The organism is Phycisphaerae bacterium (assembly GCA_018003015.1).
Lineage (GTDB): Bacteria > Planctomycetota > Phycisphaerae > UBA1845 > PWPN01 > JAGNEZ01.
This window is the reverse complement of sequence record JAGNEZ010000039.1, coordinates 28270-49224: the sequence shown is the minus strand read 5'-3', so window position 1 is coordinate 49224 and position 20955 is coordinate 28270. Positions and strand designations below refer to the sequence as shown.

The 20955-nt window shown below is 63.6% G+C and carries 18 protein-coding genes; 17 read left to right on the top strand and 1 reads right to left on the bottom strand.

Features of this window, described 5'->3' with window-relative positions; all coding sequences use genetic code 11:
* The first annotated feature begins 27 nt into the window (after nucleotides 1-27).
* The 15 genes from KA354_16455 to KA354_16385 all read left to right on the top strand — a co-directional run bounded on the left by KA354_16455 (nucleotide 28) and on the right by KA354_16385 (nucleotide 16812).
* Nucleotides 28-231, top strand: coding sequence for a hypothetical protein (locus KA354_16455; GenBank protein ID MBP7936235.1), 204 nt, complete (start codon nucleotides 28-30; stop codon nucleotides 229-231).
* A gap of 22 nt (nucleotides 232-253) precedes the next feature.
* Nucleotides 254-1021 (top strand): flagellar hook-basal body protein, encoded by a 768-nt coding sequence (locus tag KA354_16450; GenBank protein MBP7936234.1) that lies wholly within the window; start codon nucleotides 254-256, stop codon nucleotides 1019-1021.
* A 21-nt stretch (nucleotides 1022-1042) separates the two neighbouring features.
* Nucleotides 1043-1855 (top strand): flagellar basal-body rod protein FlgG, encoded by an 813-nt coding sequence (flgG, locus tag KA354_16445; protein MBP7936233.1) that lies wholly within the window; start codon nucleotides 1043-1045, stop codon nucleotides 1853-1855.
* A 162-nt stretch (nucleotides 1856-2017) separates the two neighbouring features.
* Nucleotides 2018-3208 carry a flagellar basal body P-ring formation protein FlgA gene (flgA, locus tag KA354_16440; protein MBP7936232.1) on the top strand — a complete coding sequence of 397 codons (1191 nt, stop codon included), beginning with the start codon at nucleotides 2018-2020 and terminating at the stop codon, nucleotides 3206-3208.
* Complete coding sequence (locus tag KA354_16435; GenBank protein MBP7936231.1) at nucleotides 3205-3981, top strand: flagellar basal body L-ring protein FlgH; 777 nt, start codon at nucleotides 3205-3207, stop codon at nucleotides 3979-3981. The genes flgA and KA354_16435 overlap by 4 nt, the downstream gene beginning before the upstream one ends.
* Nucleotides 3982-4018: 37 nt before the next feature.
* Nucleotides 4019-5152: a flagellar basal body P-ring protein FlgI gene (locus KA354_16430; protein ID MBP7936230.1), complete on the top strand. Its 1134-nt coding sequence runs from the start codon at nucleotides 4019-4021 to the stop codon at nucleotides 5150-5152.
* A 16-nt stretch (nucleotides 5153-5168) separates the two neighbouring features.
* Entirely contained in the window at nucleotides 5169-5480 is a 312-nt protein-coding gene (locus KA354_16425) for a hypothetical protein (protein ID MBP7936229.1), read from the top strand.
* The gene (flgN, locus tag KA354_16420) at nucleotides 5461-5982 is read left to right on the top strand and encodes a flagellar export chaperone FlgN (protein ID MBP7936228.1); all 522 of its coding nucleotides are present in this window, start codon (nucleotides 5461-5463) and stop codon (nucleotides 5980-5982) included. The genes KA354_16425 and flgN overlap by 20 nt, the downstream gene beginning before the upstream one ends.
* Nucleotides 5983-5984: 2 nt before the next feature.
* Nucleotides 5985-7697, top strand: coding sequence for a flagellar hook-associated protein FlgK (gene flgK, locus KA354_16415; GenBank protein MBP7936227.1), 1713 nt, complete (start codon nucleotides 5985-5987; stop codon nucleotides 7695-7697).
* Between the two features lie 8 nt (nucleotides 7698-7705).
* Nucleotides 7706-9658 carry a flagellar hook-associated protein FlgL gene (flgL, locus tag KA354_16410; GenBank protein ID MBP7936226.1) on the top strand — a complete coding sequence of 651 codons (1953 nt, stop codon included), beginning with the start codon at nucleotides 7706-7708 and terminating at the stop codon, nucleotides 9656-9658.
* A 308-nt stretch (nucleotides 9659-9966) separates the two neighbouring features.
* Entirely contained in the window at nucleotides 9967-10419 is a 453-nt protein-coding gene (locus KA354_16405) for a flagellar assembly protein FliW (protein ID MBP7936225.1), read from the top strand.
* 234 nt (nucleotides 10420-10653) lie between these two features.
* Entirely contained in the window at nucleotides 10654-10905 is a 252-nt protein-coding gene (csrA, locus tag KA354_16400; protein MBP7936224.1) for a carbon storage regulator CsrA, read from the top strand.
* Nucleotides 10906-10995: 90 nt separating this feature from the next.
* Nucleotides 10996-12438 carry a flagellin gene (locus KA354_16395; GenBank protein MBP7936223.1) on the top strand — a complete coding sequence of 481 codons (1443 nt, stop codon included), beginning with the start codon at nucleotides 10996-10998 and terminating at the stop codon, nucleotides 12436-12438.
* A gap of 1051 nt (nucleotides 12439-13489) precedes the next feature.
* The gene (locus KA354_16390; GenBank protein MBP7936222.1) at nucleotides 13490-14920 is read left to right on the top strand and encodes a flagellin; all 1431 of its coding nucleotides are present in this window, start codon (nucleotides 13490-13492) and stop codon (nucleotides 14918-14920) included.
* Between the two features lie 482 nt (nucleotides 14921-15402).
* Complete coding sequence (locus tag KA354_16385) at nucleotides 15403-16812, top strand: flagellin (GenBank protein MBP7936221.1); 1410 nt, start codon at nucleotides 15403-15405, stop codon at nucleotides 16810-16812.
* A 137-nt stretch (nucleotides 16813-16949) separates the two neighbouring features.
* On the opposite strand, the gene KA354_16380 is transcribed toward KA354_16385, so the two are convergent.
* The gene (locus tag KA354_16380; protein ID MBP7936220.1) at nucleotides 16950-18974 is read right to left on the bottom strand and encodes a hypothetical protein; all 2025 of its coding nucleotides are present in this window, start codon (nucleotides 18972-18974) and stop codon (nucleotides 16950-16952) included.
* A 188-nt stretch (nucleotides 18975-19162) separates the two neighbouring features.
* Between KA354_16380 and KA354_16375 the strand changes: the two genes are divergently transcribed.
* Nucleotides 19163-19801: a hypothetical protein gene (locus KA354_16375; GenBank protein ID MBP7936219.1), complete on the top strand. Its 639-nt coding sequence runs from the start codon at nucleotides 19163-19165 to the stop codon at nucleotides 19799-19801.
* 98 nt (nucleotides 19802-19899) lie between these two features.
* Nucleotides 19900-20913: a terpene cyclase/mutase family protein gene (locus tag KA354_16370; protein MBP7936218.1), complete on the top strand. Its 1014-nt coding sequence runs from the start codon at nucleotides 19900-19902 to the stop codon at nucleotides 20911-20913.
* Nucleotides 20914-20955: the final 42 nt, after the last annotated feature.

Here is a 20955-nt window from a genome sequence, read left to right as displayed (position 1 = left end):
ACCGGGCGGGCGGCCGGGAGTGGCTCAATGGACGTGGCTTCCTTTAGCGGGGCAATGGAGTGCCCCACGGGATCGGTAGATCTGCCAACCCTGGGCAGGCGAATTGCCCGGGCGGCGGCCATGGCGAGTGCCGTGCATGTCGGCGTGTTCGGGTCGAGGCTCGACAAGTCGGATGTGGTCGGTGACGACGCCCGGATCCCGGAGTCGCGCAAACCACTGAGCCACGAGTAGGGTAGCGAGGTCAGCGTCTGTCATGGTGTACGGGATCTATCTATCCGCCGCGGGGCTGCAGGCCAACCAGTACCGAATGGAGGTTCTGGCCAACAACCTGGCCAACGCGGACACGGTTGGATTCAAGCACGATCTGACCGTGATGCGGGAGCGGCGGGCGGAGTCGCGGGAGGGGGCGGGCGATCCCGCTGCCAGCCAGCCGTCGCTGTCAGGGATGACCGGCGGCTCTCTGGTTGGGCCCACGATGACCTCGTTCGAGGACGGTGCCCCGGAGCATACCGGGCGGCCGCTGGATGTGGCCATCCGTCGCGACGGCTTCTTCCGGGTGCAGCTGGCCGACGGCGAGCGTTACACCCGGGACGGCCGTTTCCTGCTCAACCAGGCTGGTGAGCTGGTCACCGCAGCGGGTGGCCACGCGGTACTGGACGCGACCGGACAGCCGATCACCGTTCCGGCGGCCGCTGCCAGCGACGTGATGATCGACGGCGGCGGTGAAGTTCGAGCGGGAAGAGCGAAGACCTCCTATGGGAGGATCGGGGTGGTCGACTTCGACGACAAGTCGTTACTGCGGAAGACTGGCGGCAACCTGTTCGAATCGCTGGGGGCGACGCCGCGTGACATCAGGGCATCGTTGATGGCGGGGACATTGGAAAAGTCGACCGTGGATCCCATCCAGTCCATGGTTTCCATGATCGAAGTGACCCGGGCGTATCAGCTCAATGCGACCATGGTGGGTTTGGCGGACCAGACATTAAGCCGGGCGGTGAATGACATCGGCCGGATCAGTTGAATCAGCCGGGTGAGGTAACAGATGGCGATTGCCGCAATGCATGCCGCTGCCACAGGGATGAAGGCCCTCGACACAAAGCTCAACGTCGTGGCCAACAACCTGGCGAACATCAACACAACCGGTTTCAAGCGGTCACGGACCAATTTTGAGGATGTGATGTACCAGATCCGGCGGGAGCCGGGCATCCGCGATTTCAATGATCGCCCCATCCCTCATGGGATCGAGGTCGGACTCGGCGTCGATGTCTCCGGAACGCAATTGATGTTCGATACCGGTCCAGTCGACCCCACGACGCGCAAGCTGGACGTGGCCATCGAGGGCGAGGGCTTCTTGCAGGTGCGGACGTTGTACAACGGGCAGGAGATCATCGCCTACACCCGCGACGGCAACTTGGTCCGCAATGCCAATGGGGACCTGGTGTTGTCCAACAGCGAGGGCTCAATCCTCGAACCGGCGATCAACATTCCCGAGAGTGCCGCAGAGGACAGCATCACGATTGCCAACAACGGCATGGTTTCCGTTCGCCAGCAGGGCAACAGCCAGTTGACTCAGGTGGGCCAGATCGAACTCGCCCGGTTCGTGAATCCGGAGGGCCTGCTGTCGATCGGCAAGAACCTGTTCGTCGAGACGGACGCGTCGGGCACGCCGGTTACCGCGAATCCCATGCAGGATGGCATGGGCAATCTGCGGCAAGGGTCGCTGGAGGGCAGCAATGTCGAACCGGTCCGCGAGCTGGTGGACCTGATCTTCACTCAGCGGGGTTTCGAGCTGAACTCGCAATCGATCAAGAGTGCCGACGAGGCTCTGCGGGTGGTGACCAACTTGCGTCAGTAGAACGGCGACGGTCGCCGGCAGTCGATCTGAGGGGTGGGGGAAACGAACGTACGGAAACGAGTCGAGACAGGGATTGAGGGTGCAGCAGACACGAGGAGTCGTGCGGGTCGCGTAGGAATTGGAGCGACGCGGAGGTCGTCGATGCAGGATGCAGCCGACAGGATGAATGAGATCAGGGGGTGGTGGTCTTCGGGCGGCAAGAAGCCGCCCGTCCGGGTCAGGATGACCTGCGATCGTGGAATACACCATGCCCAGCCCGACGGAGCGGCGTTCCGTCGTGGTCTCGGCTGGTGCCTGGTGGTCTCTTGCCTGTTTCCTTCGCTCGCGCTGGCCGATGATCGTGCCAGCGTCGTTTGCCTCTATCCCAAGGCGGTCGTTGACGGAGCGCAGATCACCCTCGCCGACATCTCCGAGCTTCAGGGTGAGGCCGCCAGTCTGGCCGGGCGTTGGATCGTCGCCTCATCACCCGCGGGGGGGCAGGCGGTGGCCATCGATCTCGCCCAGGTTCAGGCCGCCCTGTCCGAGCGGGGTGCCAATCTCTCCCAGTGGATCTTCCGTGGTCCCAGCCAGTGTGTGGTCAGCCGGGTCCAAGGCGAGGACACCGTCGCCACGAAGCCGGCCGACACCACGGGCGGTTCGGCGGCCTCGGTCCCGGCCACTCGACCGGCCCCGTCCATGAATACGCTCGAAGCCCACCTGAGAACTCACCTGACGAACCGGTTTGGCAAGCTGGGTGGCACGCCGGTGATCCAGTTCAGTCCGGCGGTTGCCCGCTTGCTGCCGCTGTCCCAGCCGACGTACCGCTTCGAGATCACCGATCGCACCGACCGTCTTCTGGGCATGGTGACTCTGGAAGTGACGATTCGTGAAGGCAAGGCCATCAAGCAGGTGGTCCCGGTGATCGCTCAGGTCGCCCTTCGCAAGTCCATGGTCGTATCCAGCCGCCCGCTCAATCGTGGTGAGACCATTGCGCTCGGCGATATCGCGTTGGTCGAGCAGACCGTCGAGCAGGTGGCCGACATGGGCGTGGATGACACCGCCCCGTTCGTCGGGCAGCGGGTCAAGAGGTTCATCACGCGCGGCGAGCGACTATCTCCCCGAGACATCGAGCCCCTGCCCCTGGTCAACCGTAACGACCTGGTGACCGTTCTGGTGAACCGTGGTGGCGTGCAGATCAAGGGTGTGGCCAAGGCGATGACGGCGGGAGGCTACGGGGAGACGGTCATGCTTCAGAACGAGGCTTCGCGGCTCAAGTTCGCTGCCGTCGTCACCGGTCCGCGCACCGCGGAGGTGTCCGGTTTCGAGACGGCTCCTTCCGACGCGGTCGCCCTGGGTAAGGAGGAACGGCCTTGAATCGTCCTGCCATCTTCCTGATCCTTATCGCGACGATGTTCGTGTCGTTGGACGCCGCCGTAGCTCAGAGTTCCTCGCTCTGGCAGACGCCGCCCATCCGCCCAATCGAAAGCAACGCTCCTCGTGCCGATCGGGATCCGGCTTCCGCTTCCGCCCAAGGGCCGCTGGTCGGCTTCGTGTCGGCTCCGCCGCGCGAACCTTCCCGGGCGGTGACGACGGCCGTTGAGCGGGTGAGCCTGATCGCCGTTCCTACGACACCGGCCCGCAAGTTCAAGGTGCACGATCTGGTCACGATTGTCGTCCGCCAGCAGAAGAAGTACGAAGCCGACGGCAAGCTCGACGCCAAGAAGCAGTGGGATATCAAGGGCAAGCTGAACGACTGGTTCCGCTTTTATCCGGGCACCAAGCTCGGGCAGGACAAGCTCAGCAACGGCAAGCCCGGTTTCGATTTCACCTACGACAACCAGCTCAAGAGTGACGCCTCCAGCGAGCGCGAGGACAAGTTCACAACCAAGATCCAGGCCACGATCGTGGACATCAAGCCCAACGGCAACCTGGTCCTCGAGGCCAGGATCAGGGAACTCCACGGAGAAGAGGGATTCGACATCACGCTGACCGGTGTGTGCCGGAGCGAGGACGTGACCGCGGACAATTCGGTCTTCAGCACCCAGATTGCGGAGATGGAGCTGATCGAGAAGACCGAGGGGGCGGTGAGCGATTCGACGCGGCGAGGCTGGATTCCCAAGATTCTGGATTGGGTGCGCCCGTTCTAAGGAGCCGTGGATGCGTTGTTCTGGCAGGACATCTTGGATGCCGTGGCCACCGGCCGTGCTGGCCGTGCTGGCTGTCGCGAGCGCTGCGGCGGCGAACCCCAGAGTCGGGGACATCACCCATCTCCAGGGTGCGCGCTCCAACAAGGTGATGGGTCTGGGGCTGGTCATCGGTCTGCAGGGCACGGGTGATGGCGGCAAGTACGCGCCCACCATTCGGGCCCTGGCCGAGTTGCAGAAGAAGTTCGCCAACCCGGTTGTCTCCCTGGACGACCTCAAGGATGCCAAGAATGTCGCCATCGTTCAGGTCGAGGCCACTCTGCCGGAGAACGGTGCTCGGGAAGGCGATCGAATCGACGTGGTCGTGAGCAGCCTGGGACCGGCCAAGAGCCTCAAAGGTGGGCGGCTCATGATCACGCCGTTGCTCGGCCCGAATCCGGACGACACCCGCGGCGTGATGGCCCTGGCCAGCGGACCGCTTCAGGTGAATGCCCCCGAGATGCTCACCGTGGCGCACATCAGCCAGGGAGCGACGCTCGAGCAGGACTGGATTCATCACTATGTCGCCCTCGGCCGCGAGTTGCCGCCGGCGATCCGCTCGAAGCCGGGCATCCAGCCGGATGAGACCTACGCCACGCTGGTTATCGCCCAGGGCCACGATGAGTGGGGTGTCGCTCACGCGATTGCCTTTGCCATCAACAGTGCCTCGAAAGTGGGTTCGGAGGACGGACCCGATGATGTCGCCCTGGCCGTCGACCCGCGGACGGTGGTGGTTCGGATACCGCCGGTCGATCGCGACAATCCCGCCCGATTCCTGTACGACCTCGAGAACTGCCCACTGGTCATGCCAGCCACTGAGGCCCGGGTGAACATCAACCAAGCGACGGGGACAGTGATCATCAGCGGCGACGTGGAGATATCACCCACGGTGATCAGCCACAAGGGCCTGACCATCACCACGACGGTGCCGAAGGCCAAGCCCGTGCCAGGCCAGTCGCAGGTGGTTGAACAGAACTTCGTGGCCCTGGATCCCAAGAACAAGGGCGGGGCCAGTTTGCAGGACCTGGTCGATGCTCTGAATCTGCTTCGCGTGCCTCCGCAGGACCGGATCACGATCATCCAGAAGCTGCATGAGACCGGCCGACTGCACGCGACCGTGATCGTGGACAAGTGAGAGCAGGAGAGAACCGATGCGTATGGACCCCACACACATGACTTCGGCCGCCGTGGCGACGGCCACGCCGGGACTCCGGCAGCGGATGCTCCGGCAGGTGGCGGACGAATTGGTGGGTGCGACGTTCTTCGGCCCGATGATGAAGATGGCCCGCGACAACCCCTTCAAGGGCAGGATCGGGCATGGCGGTCGAGGCGAGGACATGTTCGGGGCCCAGCTTGACATGGCGTTGGCCAAGCGGGCGTCGAGTTCGCTGAAGACCGATCTCAGCGATGTGATCTGTAAACGGTATGCGAAAGAGATCAACCGTGACACGGCCCAGCGTTGACATTCTGGCGCGCGACCTCGCCCGGCTGCTGCACGACCTGACGGCCATGTACGGCGAGTTGGCCACGATGATGAGCGAGAAGCTCGAGGCGATCCGAGCCGCCGAGACTGAGCGGATCTCCGCCATCACCGCCCAGGAAGCGACCCTGGCATCCCGATTGCGGGAACGTGACGGCCTGCGCCGCCAGATTACCCAGAAGATGGTCGAAGGGCTCGGCTTGGTCGAGTCGTCGGGTGCCCGGATCCGGTTGTCCGAGCTGGCCGACCGGCTTTCCGAGCCGCGGCGCAGTCAGTTGCTCAGTGCCGCCGAGGGGCTCAAGGTTGTTCTCCAGGACATGGAGAAGGTCCGGGTGGTGACGACCCTGGTCAGTCAGGAGATGCTCAAACACCTGGGAGCGGTGCTGGCGTCGATGACCAGCGGCGGTCCGGGCAACGATGTGTACGGTCGCACGGGTCAGAAGCAGCGGTCGAATGTGGCCCACGTTTTTGAGGCGGTAGGGTAGCCATGGGTCTCGTGACAGGCGCACTACAGATTGGCCGAAGCGCGCTTCTGGCGTACCAGAGCGCCCTGCAAGTGGTCGGCAACAATGTGTCGAACGCCGGCAGCGCCAACTACACGCGTCAGACGCCCGAGCTGTCCGGCCTGGTGGGTGCGAACCTGCCCGAGGGCTTCATGGCCGGAGGCGGCGTCGCCCTGACCGCTCTTCGTCGCAACGTGGATGCGTCGCTGGAGAGTCGTCTGCGGATTGCCACCGGCGATCAAGCCGGAGCGCTCGCCGAGGAGGCGACCTTGAGCCGGATCGAGTCGGTGATGAACGAGCTCAGCGATTCCGATCTGTCGAGCCTGCTCCAGAACTTCTTCAACTCGTTCAGCACGCTGCAGAACACGCCGCACGACACGGCCGCCCGAGGGATGGTCATCACCGCGGCGGACTCGCTGATCCGCGAGATTCAGCGGCAGCGGGTGGACGTACTTGGCATGCGTGACGAACTGAATACCCAGTTGCAGAACGACGCGGAGGGGGTCGATCTGCTGTCCAGGCAGGTTGCGGATCTGAATATCCGGATCACGGCTCTCGAAAGCTCGAGCAAAGGCAGCTCGGGTGTGCTCCGCGACCAGCGTGACGACCTGCTTCGCCAGATGAGCGAGATCGTCCAGATTCAGGTTCGCGATCAGCCGGACGGTTCCGTCAACGTCTACATCGGCAATGAGTTATTCATCTCCGGCGGGATCAGTCGCGGCATGACCACCACCCTGGAGACCACCGACAACGAGCCGCGAGTCGTGGTTCGGTTCGCGGACAACATGCGCGAGGTCTCCCTGATTGGCGGCGAGATGGCGGGCCTGGTCGAAGCCCGGGACGGTGATGTACTCGGGCATGTCCAGGCCCTGAACAGTCTGTCCCAGGCTTTGATCCATGAGGTCAACAAGGTGCATGCCTCCGGCCAGGGAATCCGGGGGTACACCGACCTGACCGGGGCCTTCGACGTATCCGACCTCGACGCCGCGCTCAACAGTGCCGAGGCCAACCTGGATCTGGTACCACAGAATGGAACTTTCATACTCTACGTGACCGACACCAATACCGATCCGGTGACCCGGGTCGCGATGACCATCGAGGTCGATCTTGACGGGATCGGAGCGGACGATTCTCTGCGCACCCTGGCCGGGAAGATCGACGCGGCCGCGAACGTCCGGGCCGAGGCCACCGCCGACGGCCGGCTCCGCATCATCGCCGACAGCGGTTACGAGGTCACGTTTGGAGAGGACACGTCCAATGTCCTGGCCGCCCTCGGCGTGAACGTGTTCTTCACCGGCTCCAACTCCGAGGATCTCGCGGTCAATGCGGACCTGGCAGACGATTCGTCGCTGCTGGCGGCGGCCACCCGCCACGCCGTCGGCGACGGCGGTAACGCCGCCTCCATCGCGGAGCTGGCGAGCAAGTCGCTCAGTGGCTTGCGCGGCCAGAGCATGACCGAGTTCTTCAATGCGATCGCCTCCGACGTCGCCACCCGTAGCAACGCCGCCCAGGCCGGGGTGAAGTCGGCGAACACGATTGTCTCATCGCTCACCGCCCAGCGCGAGTCGATCAGCGGCGTGAGCCTTGATGAAGAGGCGATCTCGATGCTGAGGTTCGAGCGGGCTTTTCAGGCCGCGGCGAGGTACACGACGGTCGTGGACCAGATGATTCAGGAAACTCTGGCGATTGTGAGCTAGGTGCGATCATGGCCGTGACGGCGATCAGCATCAACCGGGTCAGCAATAACCTGCGATCGTACTCTTTGCTCGAGTCGTTGCGGGCGAACACGCTGAACCTGTTCCTCGAACAGAACCGCATCGCCAGCGGCCGCAAGCTCAACGCGCCGAGCGAGGATCCGGTCGGCGCGGCCAGGGCCACCCAGCTCAGTGAAGTCCTGGAACGTCAGAACCAGTTGCTGACCAACATTCAGCATGCCAGCAGCTTCCTTTCCGCGACCGATACCGCCGTTGGCGAGGTCAGCTCGCTGCTCATCGACGCCCACAACATCGGCTTGACCATGGTCAACAACGGGTCGGTCAGCCACGAGGAACGGGTCTCTGAAGCCCAACTCATCCTCGGGATCATCGATCAACTTGCCACTGTCGGCAACCGCCAGTATAACGGCATGTACCTCTTCGGTGGTCAGCAGACTCGTTCAACGCCTTTCACCCAGGATCACGGGGTGGCCGAGTACCGCGGCGACACGGCTTCGGTGCGGACCACCGTCGATGCCGGCCAGGATCCCGCGATCAACCTCAACGGTGCGGACCTCTTCGGAGCTCTGTCCTCCAAGGTTGGGGGTTACCTCGATCTCGATCCCGCCCTGACGGAAGGTACCCGGCTTGTCGATTGTGATGGCGCCACCCGCACCGGCATCCAGGGCGGCGTCATTCGTATCTCGGTGACCGCCCCGGCGACCTCGTTTCAGGTTGACCTCACCACCGCCGATACGATCGGCGATGTGCTCGAGTCGATCAACGCGGCGGCTGCCGATGCCGGCCTGACCGTTGGCCCTGGCGGCCAGTTCCATGCCGCCCTCAGTGCGGCGGGCGACGGGCTCGAGATCGTGGCTACCGCGGGAGAGGTCACGGTAGCCGAATCCGGAAGCGGGACCACCGCCCGGAGTCTCGGCATCCTCGGGAGCGGCGCCGCCACGATGACCGGCAGTGATCTAAGATGCCGCGTGACCACGATGACCGAGATCACATCCCTCTTCGGCGGCGCGGGCGCCGCTCTCGAATCGATCCACATCAACAGCAGCGGGCGCGAGGCGGACGTCGACCTGTCCGGAGCGACGACGGTCCAGGATGTGCTCAACCTGATCAACTCCTCGGGCCTGGACGTGACCGCTCAGATCAACGCCGCCGGGACCGCGATCGAGGTGGTCAATCTGGTCTCCGGTTCGGAGCTGAAGATCGGTGAGGCCGGCGGGACGACCGCGACCACTCTCGGTATTCGATCCTACTACGCCGGCACGCTGCTCTCCGACATGAACCAGGGCGCGGGGGTGACTGTTCGCGAGGGCCGGGCCGATTTCAGCATTCGGGCCAAGAACGATGTCACCTTCGAGGTGAGTCTGACCGGGGCCCGCACCGTCCAGGATGTGCTCGACAAGATCAACGCTGCGGCGGCGGCGGCCGGCGTGGCGGTGACCGCTTCCCTGGCCGTCAACGGCAACGGCATTCGGATCGCGGACAGCACGGGTGGAGCCCAGGATCTGGTGATCTCGAAGGAGAACCTCTCCGCCGCCGGTGACCACCTCGGCATCCTGAAGTCCACCAGCGGAACCGAGATCGTCAGCGATGATACCAACGGCATCGTTCCAGACAGCGTTTTCACGGCCCTGCACATGCTGTACGAGGGGTTGATGCACGATGATACGGTGAGGATCAGCGCGGCTTCGGCCAAGCTTGAGTCCTTCATCGAGCAAGCCAGCCGGATCCAGGGGGAGGTCGGGGCCCGAGCCCAGGCGATGGACATCCGGCAGCAGTACACCGAGGACGCGGTGGTCGCCACCCAGTCGCTGCTCAGCCAGGCGAAGGATCTCGACTACACCGAGGCGGTCACCCAGTTTCAGCTGGCCCAGACGACTCTGCAGGCCAACCTGATGACCGGCGCGCAGTTGATGCAGCTTTCGCTGCTCGACTATCTCGAATAGTCGTTGCGGCGGTTCAGAACAGACCGGGGGAAGACGGGCGGAGAGTGAGCAGGAGAGATGCCCGCCGCGAAGCGCGGTGGGCGGGCGAAGAGGGTCCTTGCGGCCGCGCTTGACCCGGCGGTGGCGAGGAAGGATTGCCCGGCGCGGGGTGTGCCGGGTTGCGATCGGGATGACGCAGGCGGGTCCCGCGCGGATGGAGGTGACCGGGATCGCCGGTGGTCCGGACGTTAAGGATGACGCCGGCCGGCGGAGCCGGGGTGCACGGGACCAGTCAATCGGCCATGGAAGGGTCTACGAGGAGTGTCGCGATGATTATTCAGACGTCGCGCTTTGGACCGTTGGAGGTCGACGAGCGCCGGCTGATCCAGTTCCCCAAGGGTGTCCTCGGGTTTCCGGATCAGCAGGCCTACGCTCTGATCCAGACCGCCGAGGAGAGTGGCTTCTACTGGCTGCAGGCGGTGGATCGGCCGGATTTGGCGTTCGTGGTCTGCGACCCGCGCCTGTTCGTGCCTGATTACGTCGTGCCCGTCAAGCTCGACGAACTCAGCCAGATCGGGCTTTCGGATCCGTCGGCCGCCCAGGTGTTCATCATTGTGAACAAGGTTGACAACATCCTGACTGGTAACCTCCAGGGGCCTCTGGTGGTGAACGTGGAGACCCGGACGGCCAGGCAACTGGTCCTATCCGATCGCAGATACTCCACGCGTCATCCCCTGATGCAATTGACCTCGCGCCAGGGAGCCGTCAGTAAGACCGCCTAGATGCGGCACTTACGGCCTAAACGGGCTAATGCCCCGGCCCGCCGGAGGCGGGCGTGGTATCATATACCGTAGAGGCCGGCGTGCCGCGTCGTCATCGGTTGCCTGACCGCGAGGCGAGTGGTGAACGTTCGCTGATCGTTGCCACGAGTTGTTTTGCCGAGTCAACGTTCGCCTCGGTGTGCGGTCCGGGCATAGATCCATGAAGCATCGGCATGGCCAAGGAAGGAGCCGAGGATGTTGGTGCTATCCAGACAACGCGATCAGACAATCATGATCGGCGACGATATCGAGATCACGGTTGTGGATATTCGCGGCGACAAGGTTCGACTGGGTATCAACGCTCCCAATGAAGTACCCGTTCATCGCAAGGAAGTATACGAGGCGATCAAGCGGGAGAATCGTGCGGCGGCATCGGTCAAACCGGAAGACATCGCCGCTGTGGCAGGAGCTCATAAGGACACGGCGGGAGCCGCCAAGAAGGGTTAGGCGCCGGCCAGCCCGGGGGCCAGAACGCCCCGGGAACGCCCGTCAAGATGACGGGTTTCGTAGCCAAGATTCAATCAAGGAGGATTGCAAATGGCTAGAATCAACACTAACGTACCGGCCATCGTCGCCCAGCGCACTTTGCGTTCGACACAGCGGGATCTTCAGGTCTCGCTCGAGCGGTTGTCCAGCGGTTTGAGAATCAACCGCGGTGCAGACGATCCCGCCGGTCTGATCAACTCGGAGAGCTTGCGAGCCGAGATCGCCGGAACGGAGAAAGCGATCAGCAACTCCCAACGGGCGATCAACATCATTGCGACGAGTGAAGGGGCGCTCAACGAGGTGGCGTCTCTGCTCATCGACATTCAGGGACTGATCGTGGAGATCGCCAACGACGCGGCGATGTCCGACGACGAGAAGTCCGCCAACCAGTTGCAGATCGACTCGGCTATCGAATCGATCACCCGCATCGCCAACACGACCAGTTTTGCCGGGCGGAAATTGCTGAACGGATCGCTTGATTACGTCACCAGCGGCGTGCATACCAGCGCGCTGGCTTCGGTGAGCATTAACGGCGTGCAGTTCGGCTCCTATGCCTACATTCCGGTCGATGTGGCCGTGACCACCTCCGCTCAGAAGGCCGAACTCCAGTTCCGCGGCAGTGCGACTCTCAACGACACCTCCCTGGTGATCGCTGGGAACAAAGGCACCACCACGATCGAGTTCCAGGCCGGCCAGGGCGTCGACCAGATGCTCAAGGCCGTCAATCTCGACAGTCAGGCCACCGGGGTCGAGGCCATCTACATCAACTCGGCCAACCCCGCCAGCGGCATCGCCTTCCGTAGCGTTGGCTACGGCAACGACCAGTTCGTTGAGATCAAGCCACTCTTGACGGGGGGCCCCTTTATCGTCACCGACTCCGCCGGCTCCTTGGTGCAGCGCGACGAGGGCCGCGATGCCGTTGGCATGATCAACGGCGCGACCGTTACCGGCCGGGGCCTGGACCTTTTCCTGAATACCCGGACCCTGGACATGCAGATCACCCTCAACGAAACCATGGGTCTGGGATCCACCAGCTTCGCCATCACCGGCGGGGGAGCGCTGTTCCAACTGGGACCTGACGTGAGCCCGAACCAGCAGGTGAACATTGGCATCCAGTCGATCGCAGCGGCCATGCTCGGCGACGCCAATGTCGGCTTCCTCAGCCAGATCCAGCAGGGTGGTGAATTCGAGGTCTCTCGGAGCACCAGCAACGCCCATCAGGCCTCCCTCATTCTCAACCAGGCGATTCGCCAGGTGGCCGTGCTCCGCGGACGGCTCGGTGCTTTCGAACGCAACACGCTGCAGACCAACATCAGTTCGCTCTCCATCACCATGGAGAACCTGAGTTCGAGCGAGTCGACCATCCGCGATACCGACTTCGCGGCGGAGACTTCGCGGTTGACCCGGTCTCAAATCCTGGTCAACGCCGGCACCAGCGTGTTGTCCATCGCCAACACGACGCCGCAGAGTGTCCTCTCTCTGCTGCAGCAGTAGGTGATGGGCCGCAATAGCCGCTCGCCGAATCGGGACATGAGTTACCGGCGGGCGGGCGTCTCGCGAGCCTACGGGCTTGCCCCGGGAGTCCCTGAGGCGCATCTGCCACACGGCGCCATGGGTCTGCGGGCCAACGGGGAACGGCTGTCGTGCAGATGGCCGTTCCCCGCTCTTCGTCGGTCCCGCCGAAAGGGGCTCATCCGAAGCGAGCCAGGATTGGAAGCGGGTTGGGGTAACGCTGCTTGAGAAGCCTGATTCCCAAACAGGCGACGGCCTCGACGGCGGTTTCCTTGCTCATCTTCGAGGGGTCGAAGGCCATTTCACCCTCAATATACCCGTGGGTGTGCTGCCTGGTGGAATCGGGAAGACCGGTTGCCGAGCTGGTTTTTGGGGTTAAAATGGAGGTAAGCGGCAGAGCTGGCGGATGGTTCGGGGCCGCGGCTGCAGCCCCCTGTTTGCGTTTGAATGCGACCCGCGTGAACTCCCCTCTTGGGCGGTTTGATGCTGCCCGCTAATCATTTTCTCTCGTTGTTCTGGCCACTTTTTTCTCGGATGCTCGCTTTTTTTTTGTGCCTTGAGATGATCGGTCCTTGGCTCGGCTTGTCCGGTAATACCGGTTGGTGCCGCGCGAGAGCCCGGCCTTCGGTTGGGTGAGACCGAGTCAATGTCCGGGAACCTGTCGCGGCCTGTGGCGGCCTTCATTCGGACCGTCCCAAGAAAGCTAAAGCACCGATATTCGCATGACGATCCCACGAACGCCGCTGGAGTTTCCTGGCGGGTCCGCGGGAATCGAAGATGTCCATTCGCGGGCTGCGACGGGAGACTCCGGGGGATCGAAAGCGATCGGGTGTGTGATCGGGCTTCCTGGGTGGCGGCCACGCGACGCCCGATCGCGGGACAACCGAATACCGAGCGAGCCCGCGGTTGCGGCGGTTGACTTGAGCCGCCCCGGCCGCATGCCGATGGTCGTGAGTTGACTACGGTTTCGCTTTTGCCCAGGGGGTCGATTCCAGGGGACGGCGGGACCGCGGTAGTATGGAGGCACGCGAACATGAGTCGTATCAATACCAATGTTCCTTCGATCGTGTCTGCACGGATCTTGGGACGCAACAACCAGGCGATGAACCAGGCCCTGGAGCGACTGAGCACCGGTCTGCGCATCAATTCGGGCAAAGATGACCCCGCCGGTCTGATTGCTTCCGAGACGCTACGTTCCGAGATGACCGCGATCAGCGCCGCGATGGACAACGCCCGAAGGGCCGATAACATCATCTCCGTCGGGGAAGGGGCCCTCCAGGAGGTCAGTTCGCTGCTCATCGAGTTGGAGAGCCTTGTTGACCACAGCGCCAACGAGGCCGGCTTGAGCACCCAGGAAATCGCGGCCAACCAACTCCAGATCGACTCCATTCTGGATACCATCAACCGCATCGCCGGCTCGACCGAGTTCCAGGGCAAGAAACTGCTGGACGGAAGTCTGGATTACACGACTTCCGGCATCTCCACCGGGGCGACAGCTTCCGCGATCACCAGCCTCCAGATCAACTCGGCTCGCCTGCCCAACGGCGGTTATCGCAACGTCGTTCTGGAAGTCACCCAGTCGGCTCAGACGGCGCGACTGGTGCATGCCGGTTCGGCGATTGGCGCCGGCGGGGTCACGCTTCAGATCACCGGTACGCTGGGTTCGGAGCAGATCAGTCTGGCGAGCGGGACCGCGGGGTCCGCGGTGATCGCTGCGATCAATCAGTCCACGTCCCTGACCGGCCTTTCGGCCATTCTGAGCGGCTCCAACGTGGTGTTCAGCAGCACGGGGTACGGCTCTGACATCTTCATTTCGGTGGAAGCTGTCTACGGGACCTACACGGTGACCGGTGGCGACAGCGGCAACATGGACCACGGCGTGGATGTTGGGGTGCGCGTGAATGGCGTGGATGCGATTACCCAGGGGCTGGATGCGTCGCTCCGCACCACGGCCCTGAGTATGGACATGGTCCTGGCCGGGGGTTTCGCCACGCAGACCGCGGCGACCAAGACCTTCTATATTACGGGCGGCGGCGCGGACTTCAGCATCTCCCCGCGGCTGGGTATCAATTCGATGGCCAGTCTGGGCATCCAGAGCGTCTACTCCGGTGGTCTTGGACGCGGCGACATCGGCTATCTCTCGTCGCTGGGCAGCGGCCAGACCAACCAGTTGACCTCCGGCAATTTCGAGACCGCTCAGCGTGTGATTCGTGCGGCCAACCAGCAGATTTCGGCCCTCCGCGGACGGCTCGGGGCGTTCCAGAAGAACACGCTCGGGTCGACGCTCAATGCCTTGGCGATCGCTCTCGAGAACACGACCTCTGCCGAAAGCGCGATTCGCGATGCCGATTTCGCCACCGAGACGAGCCGGCTGACCCGGGCCCAGATCCTGGTCCAGTCGTCCACCTCGGTTTTGCAGATGGCTAACCAGGCTCCGCAGAACGTTTTGACGCTGCTTCAGTAAGAATTTAGGTGGAGTCACGCGGGTTGGCTGCCGAAGAAACGGATAACCGGCGGCCTGTCAGCAGGGTTCGGGAAGGTGGGTCGTTGGGAGCAGGAATTAATAACTAAAGGCCATCCGGGCAAGTAGTCGACATCCCGAATGGCATAATCGGACCCGCCGCCAAACCCGCGACGGGAACGGTGGAAGGGACGGGGTAGGGGGGGCAAGGACGAGTCAAGGCCGTCGGCGGCGTTCGTGGGCGTTGCCGGCCGCAGCCCGCCAGGGAGTGGCGGGGGCTGATTGGGAGCATCAGCCTGAGTGCCTTGGCCCGGGTGGTGTGGACCGAAGGGTCATGACCGCCGGGGCATCCCGCAAGAAGTGCGGTGGAATCCGCTGCTGGCGGGTCGGGTGTGGATCGGGTCCTGAATCCGATCAATGGGACACACGGCTGTGTTCCCTCCGGTGCAAGAACGGATACTTGCCCGACTGTCAGGGAGGATACCATGAGTCGTATCAACACGAACATCCCCTCGATCCAGGCGGTTCACAAACTGGCCGCGAACCAGAACGACCTCACCACCCGCCTCGAACGGTTGAGTACGGGCTTGAGGATCAATCGCGGTCGCGACGACCCCGCCGGTCTCATTGCCTCGGAGACCCTGCGGAACGAAATCCGCGGAATCACCCAGGCGGTGGACAACTCTCAGCGGGCTCTGAACGTCATCTCAACCGCCGAGGGCGCCCTCAACGAGATATCATCGCTGTTGCTGGATGTCCGCGCTCTCACCAACCACGCGGCCAACACCGGGGCCATCAGCCCCGACGAGCTCAAAGCCGATCAGCTGCAGGTGGATTCGATCATCGAGTCCATCGACCGGATTGCCAATACCACCCAGTTTGGTGGCCAGAAGCTGATCAACGGCCACTACGAGTACTCGGTGTCGGGCATCGCCGCGTCGGCCATCACCACGGTGACCGTCTTCGGCGCCCGGGTGCCGCAGGGTTCCTTCCAGACGGTCACCGTCGAGGTGAACCAGTCCGCCCAGACGGCCCAGGTGGTCTTCTCTGGTGCAGCCATCGCCGAGAATGTCACCATCGAGGTGAAGGGCGTCAACGGCATGGAGGTCATCTCGCTGACCAGCGGTTCGACCATCGCCAACATCGCGTCGGCCATCAACAAGTCCACCTATACGACCGGCGTTTCGGCCATCGCCAGTGCCGGCCACCTCTATCTGAACAGCCAGGACTACGGCTCCGATGCCTTCGTCTCCGTCAAACCGATCGATGGCACCTTCATCGTCTCGACCGGATCGACCGCGGTCGACGAGGGACGCGATGCGGGTGTGCTCATCAACGGACAGGCCGCCTCCGTGAGCGGACTGGATGCGTCCATCCGGGCCAACGGCCTCGACCTGAACCTCCTGCTCACCGCTGACCGCGGCACCAACCTCGGAACCACCTCCTTTGCCATCACCGGCGGCGGAGCCACGTTCCAGATTGGGCCGGAGGTCAATCCCAACGGCCAGGTCTCGATCGGGATTCCCAACATGGGCAGCAGCAACCTCGGCAACGCCAACGTCGGCTTCCTCTACACCATCAAGGATGGCAGCAGCAGCTCCCTGACCGGCAATCACATGATGCAGGCCGAGAAGATCGTCTCCGAAGCCATTAACCAGGTGGCGATTATTCGCGGTCGGCTCGGCGGTCTGCAGAAGAACCAGATCGAAACCAATATCAACAGCCAGAATGTCGCTTTGGAGAACGTGACGGCGGCGGAGTCCGCCATTCGGGATGCCGACATCGCGGTCGAGGTTGCGGCCATGACTCGGGCCCAGGTGCTGGTCCAGAGCACGACCTCGATCCTCGGGATCGCCAACCAGATCCCGCAGACCGCCCTGTCGCTCTTGCAGTAAACCCCTGGCCACGGACGGCAAGGCTCGAAGCCACGGATGGTTGTGAATGGATCGAGGGGTTCTCCCGAACCCGGTCTCGCTCTCGGGGCGAGGCCGGGTTTATTTTAGGCGAACCGTGATGCCGAGAGGTCCGGGTTCTACAGGATCCGCTCGGCCAGATCCGTGGCAAAGAACACCGGCCCGATCATTCCCCCGGCGCCGCGCCAGTCGCGGACTCGAAACACCACCTCACACCGCCCGGCCGGCATACTCACCTCGAAATCACGGGGAATGTCGCGCGTGCCGTCCCAGGTTCCATGTCGCGGCCCGGCCTCGCCGATCCGCTGGCCGTCGATGAAGACCTCGTAGTAGTCGCCTACCGAGTCGCAGTGCAGCATCCGTTTGCCGCCGGGATAGTCCACGCAGGTACGAAAGGTCGCCCAGCCCTCGAAGATGTTCCGGCCGCGGTTGACCAACGGCGTATCGCACTTGACCCGATGCCACTCCCGCTCGTCCAGCGACATCTCCCAGTCCTCGAGCACGATCGAGGTGCCCACAAGCGGGCCGATCTCCGGGGCATCGTCGTCTCGGTCCTGAAGCACCCTCCCCAGCTCGCGGCCGGCCGGCGTATCATGCCGAAACGCCGATACGACCATCCGCTGGCCCTGGCTCATGAACTCGATCACGACTGGAAAGCGGCGTGGCTTGCCCCACCACGTCTCCTGGACTTCCACCAGCACCCGGGTGCCCTCGCAGTGGCTCAGAACGCGTCCAGACAGCAGATCAAAGTGGGCTTCTTCCCGGATGAGCCTGGCGGGCAGGGCCGGGTCGAGCACCGCCACGTGCGTCGAATGCCAGGTGTGGTCCGGGCATTTCCATTCACCCTTCCGCGGGCCGATGATAGCCGGCGGAGTCACGGGATCTTGGTCGACTCCTCTCCGCTGAACCGGAACCTGGTCCGGCTGAAGGCGGTTGAGTCGGCTCGAGCTCGCAGTGTTCTCTTGTCCCCCGCCCCGGTCCACTCCGTGTTCGACGACGACCTTCCCGGGCGGGGGCATCGGTCGCGGTGTTCCCGGCGGGCCGGTTTGCCAGGCCCACTGCTCCGGTGTGCACTTGAGTCGCCCATCGCGGTCATACAGCGCATTGTGGCAAGGCGGCGGCTCACGCATGGCGGTGATGACGTATCCGGCGTTTGGAAGGTCGCGAAGCAGCAACTCGATCTGCTGCCGGCGCACTTCCACGCCAAGCTCGTGCGGGCCCGCGCATGCCGTCTGAGCCTGGAAGCCTTCGCCCACGACGAACGGCTTGGTGAGCTTGTCCTTGATCCGCCGCCCGTAGAACTGCATCTGCATGTTGTTCAGGTAGACGTGCTCGTCCTGGAAATCGCCGTGTCGCTCCGAACACAGCCAGCCGCTGTTGTCCACAATCAGGCAGCCGGGGATCATCTTGTGGGCCAGATCCACCAACTCCCGACCCAACACTGGGTCCACGTGGTCGTTTTCGCAGGTCAACGACCGCAGGATGATTCGCGAATAGGGGCGGTCGTGCCGGAAGTACTCCTCGTATTCGCGAACCACCGACCGGTCCTCGAGCGGCTGGGCCCAGACGGGGTACTCCTGCCACATCCACATCCCCAGCTCTTCACAGAGCTGGTAGTAACGCTCCGGCGGGATCCACAAACAGAACTTGATCAGGTTGAATCCCAGGGATTTGACGTCCGCGATTTCCCGGCGGATCTGCTCTTCGGAGGGATTGGGTTGCCGGAGCTCCGGGTAGTAACCCCAATGCAGTATTCCCCGGACGTTGAATGGCGTGCCGTCAACCACCAGTGTGGTGCCATCCGCTCGGGCGCGTGACCGGGCCGCGGGCCGCTGGGACGTCGGTTCGGTGCGGATTTCGACATCTCTCGCCCCGCTCCAGCGTACCTGCAGCCACGGCAGAAAGCCGTTGGTCAGGTGATCGCGGTCTTGGCAGTGAATCTCCAGTAAGTTCTGTTCGCGCAGTGGGGCGGTGATCTCGAACTCGAACGGTGTCCAGGCCCCCAGGTGCCGCCCGACCTCGAGGCCATTCACCCGCACCACGGCCTCGGTGGCGGCCGCTCCGACCCGCACCCAGGCCCGCGGTCCGGGACGCTTGAAGTTCATTCGGAAGACACTGGGCTCTGCCGGCCCCGGTATGTTCATCGCTTTCGCTTCTCCCCGGCGTAAAAACGAAGAAGGCCCAGTATGTTAGGATGGCTCGACGAGGTTGGGAAGAGACACCGGCCGGAGGGTGCCATTTTGTTCTCACGGCCGCCGGCACGCCCGGATGGCTTCCGCGGGCGGCTTCGCCCCCTTCCCGGCCGTCATCCTCGGAGGTACGATCACGGAGCATGGATGCGGATCGTTGTGAGTTGATTTTGCACAGTTTCGCTGAGGCGTACCTCTATCTGTTGCTGAACCGCTGCCCCGGGTGCGATGGGGGTACCTTGGCGATCGACTGGACCCGTGTCAGCCAGGACCCGGAGCGTGGCATGGTATCCGCCGTCTTCGCGTGCCGGGCTTGCGGCCGGGCCGGGCTCTTCCAATTAGATACCCGTCGCGTCGATCCGGAATCGATACGGCCGAGCGATTTTGCCGCCTGGGAGAAGCCGGGCAGTCAGCCGGCGGTGCCCCCGGTGAATCCAACAGACGAAGCCTCGCGCGTGATCGATGTGGCCGGTTGGCTTACACTATTTGGGGTGCTCCGTGAGAAGGCCCGCGAGATCGCGCGTCAGGCGACCAAGGTTCGTGAGCGGGCGGTGGTCCGGCAGCTGCAGATCCAGGCCGGGCAGTGCCTCGACGAGGCTCTGGCATTCTATCTGGAGGACAACGATCTGCCCCCGCGCGAGGCGTTTTTCAGCGAGGATTCCTGGCGGCAGTTCATGGAACGGCCGGCGCTCTTCGTTCGAGACCGGCTGATCGATCTGCGGTCCGGCTTGCCCCTGCAGGCTGGAGGGAGCGGCAGGCGCAAACTGCGAGGTGAGGAATGAAACCGGCATTGCCTCCGGGGCGGTGCCGTGCGGAAAGTGGGGCACCGGCGTCTTGCCGCTGTTTCCACCGAACGCCCGCCCTGCGGACGCTCGCGGCCGTGGTCGTGGTTCTGACACCGATCGCGCGCGCCGCGTTGCCCCCGCCTCTACCTCCCTTGGTGACGCCCGACACCCAGAAGGCCATTGACCGAGGCCTGGAGTACCTCGCCCGGACCCAGAGTCGCGAAGGCTCGTGGCGCGATCAGGGATCGATGGGTCAGTTCCCCGTAGCCATGACCGCCCTGGCCGCGTTGGCCCTTCTGGCCAACGGCAACACGCCGATCGAGGGCAAGTATGCGGTCCAGGTCAACTCGGCCACCAAGTTCCTGCTTCGCTGTCAGGACCAAGATGGGCTTATTTCCCGCGTTGAGGAGGAGAGCCGTTCGATGTACGGCCACGGCTTCAGTATGCTCTTCCTCGGGCAGGTCTACGGTATGGAGGCAAGCACGGAGACACGAGACCGGATCAGCCAGGTCTTGCGGAACGCCGTGACCCTCACCTCGCGAAGCCAGAGTACGCTTGGCGGCTGGCTCTACACGCCCGACTCGCGCTCCGACGAGGGTTCGGTGACGATCACCCAGCTGCAGGGTCTGCGATCGGTCCGCAATGCCGGGCTTTCCGTGCCCAAGACGACCATCGACAAGGCTCTGGGCTATCTCGAGAAATCCTGGCTGCCCGACGGCGGCATCACCTATCGGGCGGATCGTCTGGGCGGAGCCCGACCGCCGATCACCGCCGCCGCGGTCGCCTGCTGGTACAACGCCGGGCAGTACGAGAACGCCATGGCCAAGAAATCCCTGGCCTTCGTCAAGCAGAGTATCGGCCGTGGCGGACAGCGCGGCGGCAGCTGGGGTCATTACTACTACGCTCATCTGTACATGGCCCAGGTCATGTGGCTGAGCGGCGAGGCCGACTGGCAGTGGTACTTTCCCTCGATGCGCGACTGGCTGCTTGCCGCTCAAGGGCCTGATGGATCCTGGGATGGTGACTACGTCGGCAAGGTGTACGGGACGTCGATCGCCCTGATCATCCTGCAGATGCCTTACGGGTATCTGCCGATCCTGCAGCGGTAGAAAGGAACAGAGCGGTGGGCTGATCGTGCTGAATGGGAAGCC